We start from the raw sequence: 3,345 nt of genomic DNA on the forward strand, positions 1-3,345 counted from the left end.
GGCAGGGCGAGCAGCGCGAGGGCGGTCTCCTCGACCGTGCCGCCCCACACGCCCCAGGAGCCGTCGGGGCGCTGGGTGCTCAGGAGCAGGCGGAGGGCAGCGGCGCGGGCCTCGGCGACGTCGGCGTCGCGGGTCCGGGAGGTGGCCGCCCGTCCGGGTTCGGCGAGGGCCTGGAGGCACGCCTGGGTGGCGTACAGCGGCGACTGGTGCCAGCGGTCGGTCCAGTGGCCGTCGGCGTTCTGCTCGGCCAGCAGCCAGTCGGTGATCCGGTCGGCGGCGTCGGCGCAGCGCGCGGCGTCCGGCGGGTTCTGCGCGAGTCGGCGGCGCAGGGCCCGCAGAATCCGCGCGTTGGTGATCACCGACGGCGCGCCGACGGGCACCGTGGTGAGGAAGTGGGTGCCCCGGTCGTACTCCCACAGGCTGTCCGGCGCGGGAGTGCTCCCCGTGGCGTCGGACTCGGCGAGCAGCAGGATGGCGGCGGTCTCCGAGTCGTGGGCGAACCCCGGCGCTGCGGGCGCGCCGCGCTCACCGACGTCCAGGGGCAGCCCGGTGAGCAGCGGGGCGGCCTCAGCCGGGTCGACCCCGGAGTCGATCAGCGCGGAGTGCAGCAGGCCGCGCTCGAACCAGGTCATCGACGTCAGTCCCGGCACCGGACCGCCCAGCCCGGCCTGGGTGCGTTCGAGGAAGCGCACCGACTCGGCGCGCTCCTGCCCCGGTGGCTCGGGGCCGAGCCACGCGGCGGTCGCCGCCGCCGAGCAGCCGACGACGCCGTCCACCGGCCGCACGTGCGGCGAGCCGACCGCGCGGGGTCCGACGATCTCCAGGTAGAAGGCGGAGACCGGGTTGCGCCAGCCGTCGTCGCGCAGCGCGACCAGCGCGTCCGGGGAGAGGCCGTCGGGCAGGCGCAGCCGGTCGTGGCCGAGGCGGGCGTTCACGTCGAGCACCAGCGCCGGGACGATCATGCCGGGGATGAGGGTCGCGGGCAGCCCGGTTCCCGGCACGTCGGCCAGCAACCGCTCGGCCGCGGCCAGACCCCGGTCGACGGCGCCCCGGTCGGCTTCTGCGGCCAGGAGCGCCTCGACGGCGCTGAGCGTGGGCACGAGCGCGAACGGTCCTGGACCGGCCCAGGTCCCGTCCGGCGCCTGGTCGCGCAGGAGGAAGTCCACCCGCTCGGCGTGCCCCACGAGCCACGGCGCCAGTGCCACCAGGCGGGCGGTCTCGTACACCGAGGCGGGCAGCCCGCCGGTGGGGTCGGAGACCAGGTCTGCGACAGCCCGCGCGACGGCGCCCCCGGACAGGCGGGGCCCGGTGGCCCGCGTGGCGGTCATGCGGGCAGCTCCAGCTCCGCGACGGTGACGCGGTCGACGAGCATGGTCGTCGGGAACGCGGCCGGGTCGGGGTCGCCGGGCAGGACCGGGCCTCCGGGGCTGCCGATCACCACGAGCAGGCCGAAGAACACCTCCTGGTTGAATAGCCAGCCCTTCTCGGTGGTGTCCTCGGGGGTGAGCCGCAGGTACTCGCGGCCGTCCAGGTACCAGGTGAGGGAGTCGGGTCCCCGCGTCCAGACCACCGAGTAGGTGTGGAAGTCGTCGCTGAGCGGGCTGCCGTCCGGGGTGCGGGTGGCGGCGCCCATGCCCAGCGAGGGCAACTGGTGGCACTCGGGCGAGTGCACGACGCCGTAGACCTCGGAGGGCTCGGAGTTGACCACCTCGAAGACGTCCAGCTCGCCGGACAGGTACCAGCCCTGGAGCGGTTCGGTGTCGCCGAGGTGGCGCATCCCCTTGGCCCAGGCGAACATCGCGCAGTCCAGGCCGAGACCGGGAGCGGTCCGCACCACGGCTTCGACCTTGAGCGCGCCGCCGGGGCGCGGGAGGAAGTCCTCGCGGGCGGTCTCGATCCACGCCGAGACGTAGCCCTCGTCCTCGGTGTGGGTGGCGGTCATCCGCAGCCTGCCCTGTCCGTCCAGGCTCAGGTGGTCGGTGTCGTCGGCGTAGCTCTCCAGGCCGGAGGCCCAGGGCTTGCCGGTGACGACCTTCCAGCGGTCGTGGTCCAGCGGGGCGCCGGGCGGTCCGGCGAAGTCGTCCTGCCACAGGGTGCGCCAGTGCGGCGAGGTGGGCAGCGCGCCGGGCTGGTCGAGGGTGTCCATGGTCCGGTTCCTCCTCAGCGGGTGGTCAGCTCGACGCGCAGGTGGCGCATGAGCTCGATCGGGGTGGCGTGGTCGAAGACCAGCGTCGGGGGCAGTTCCAGCCCGGTGGCCGCGCCCAGCCGGGTGCTCAGCTCGACCGCGCTCAGCGAGGCGAAGCCGAGGTCGAGCAGGTCGGCCTCGGGGCTCACCTGGTCCGGTGAGTCGTGCCCGAGCACGGCGGCGATGGTGGCGCGCAGCAGTTCCAGCACCTCGCGGTCGCCCTCGTCGGGGTCGAGCGCGTCGAGCCGCTGCCTGAGGTCGGTGCGCTCGACCGCGTCGGGGACCTCGGGCGGGGTGGGGCTCAGGGCGGCCTCGAGCTTGGGGAGGACGGCCTGCCACGGTTCGTCGGGAGCGAGGCCGAGCCGTTCGGCCAGCGCGGGCAGGTCGGTGGTGGGCGGGGTGGCGTCGAGCCAGAAGCGCTTGCGCTGGAACGGGTAGGTGGGCAGGTCGACCCGCCGGGCGGGGACGCCCGCGAGGACCTGGGGCCAGTCGACGGCGACGCCCCGCGCGTGCAGCGCGCCGAGCCCGGTGAGCAGGGTCGCCACCTCGGGGCGGTCGGCCCTGAGCAGCGCGGTGGCCCCTCGGGTGGCCGCGCAGAGCGCACCGTCCGGTCCGACCTCGGCGAAGGCGGTGGCCCCGCTGGCGCGCGCGGCGGCCACCGCGTCGGCGAAGCGCACCGCTTCGCGGACGTGCCGCACCCAGTGTTCGGGGGTGCGGACCCGCTCGTCGTCGACCACGCCGGTGAGCGCGGACGCGAGGGGCGTGGTCGGGGCCAGGAAGTCCACGCCGTCGAGGACCTCGCGGAACTCGGTCAGCACCGGTTCCACCAGGGGTGAGTGGAAGGCGTGGCTGACGCGCAGCCGCGTGGTCCTGCGGCCCCGCTCGCGCAGGACGGCCGCGATCCGGTCGACCTCGGCGCGCGCTCCCGAGACGACGAGCGCGGACGGCCCGTTGACGGCGGCGATGCCGACCTCGGCGGTGAGCAGCGGGGTGACCTCGTCCTCCGCGGCCTCCACCGCCGCCATCGCCCCACCTGAAGGCAGCGACTGCATCAACCTGCCCCGAGCAGCCACCACCCGACAGGCGTCCCCCAACGACCACAACCCCGCCACGTGCGCCGCCGCCAACTCACCGATCGAGTGCCCGAGCAACACGTCCGG

The 3,345-nt window shown here is 75.4% G+C and carries 3 protein-coding genes; all 3 read right to left on the reverse strand.

All coding sequences use genetic code 11. The features are described 5' to 3' along the window. Nucleotides 1–1,328: prenyltransferase (locus tag ACTUAL_RS05220; protein WP_440899447.1), on the reverse strand; the 1,328-nt coding region annotated here is incomplete at its 3' end. Continuing rightward, nucleotides 1,325–2,146, reverse strand: coding sequence for a glycoside hydrolase family 16 protein (locus ACTUAL_RS05225; protein WP_440899448.1), 822 nt, complete (start codon nucleotides 2,144–2,146; stop codon nucleotides 1,325–1,327). The genes ACTUAL_RS05225 and ACTUAL_RS05220, both read right to left, overlap by 4 nt. A gap of 14 nt (nucleotides 2,147–2,160) precedes the next feature. Continuing rightward, the coding region (locus tag ACTUAL_RS05230; protein WP_440899449.1) for an acyltransferase domain-containing protein at nucleotides 2,161–3,345 on the reverse strand (1,185 nt) is incomplete at its 5' end.

It is taken from the genome of Actinosynnema sp., assembly GCF_052038725.1.

Coding starts and splice junctions, on each gene's coding strand:
- ACTUAL_RS05225 (WP_440899448.1), bottom strand. CDS start 2,146: ATGGACACCCTCGACCAGCCCGGCGCGCTGCCCACCTCGCCGCACTGG.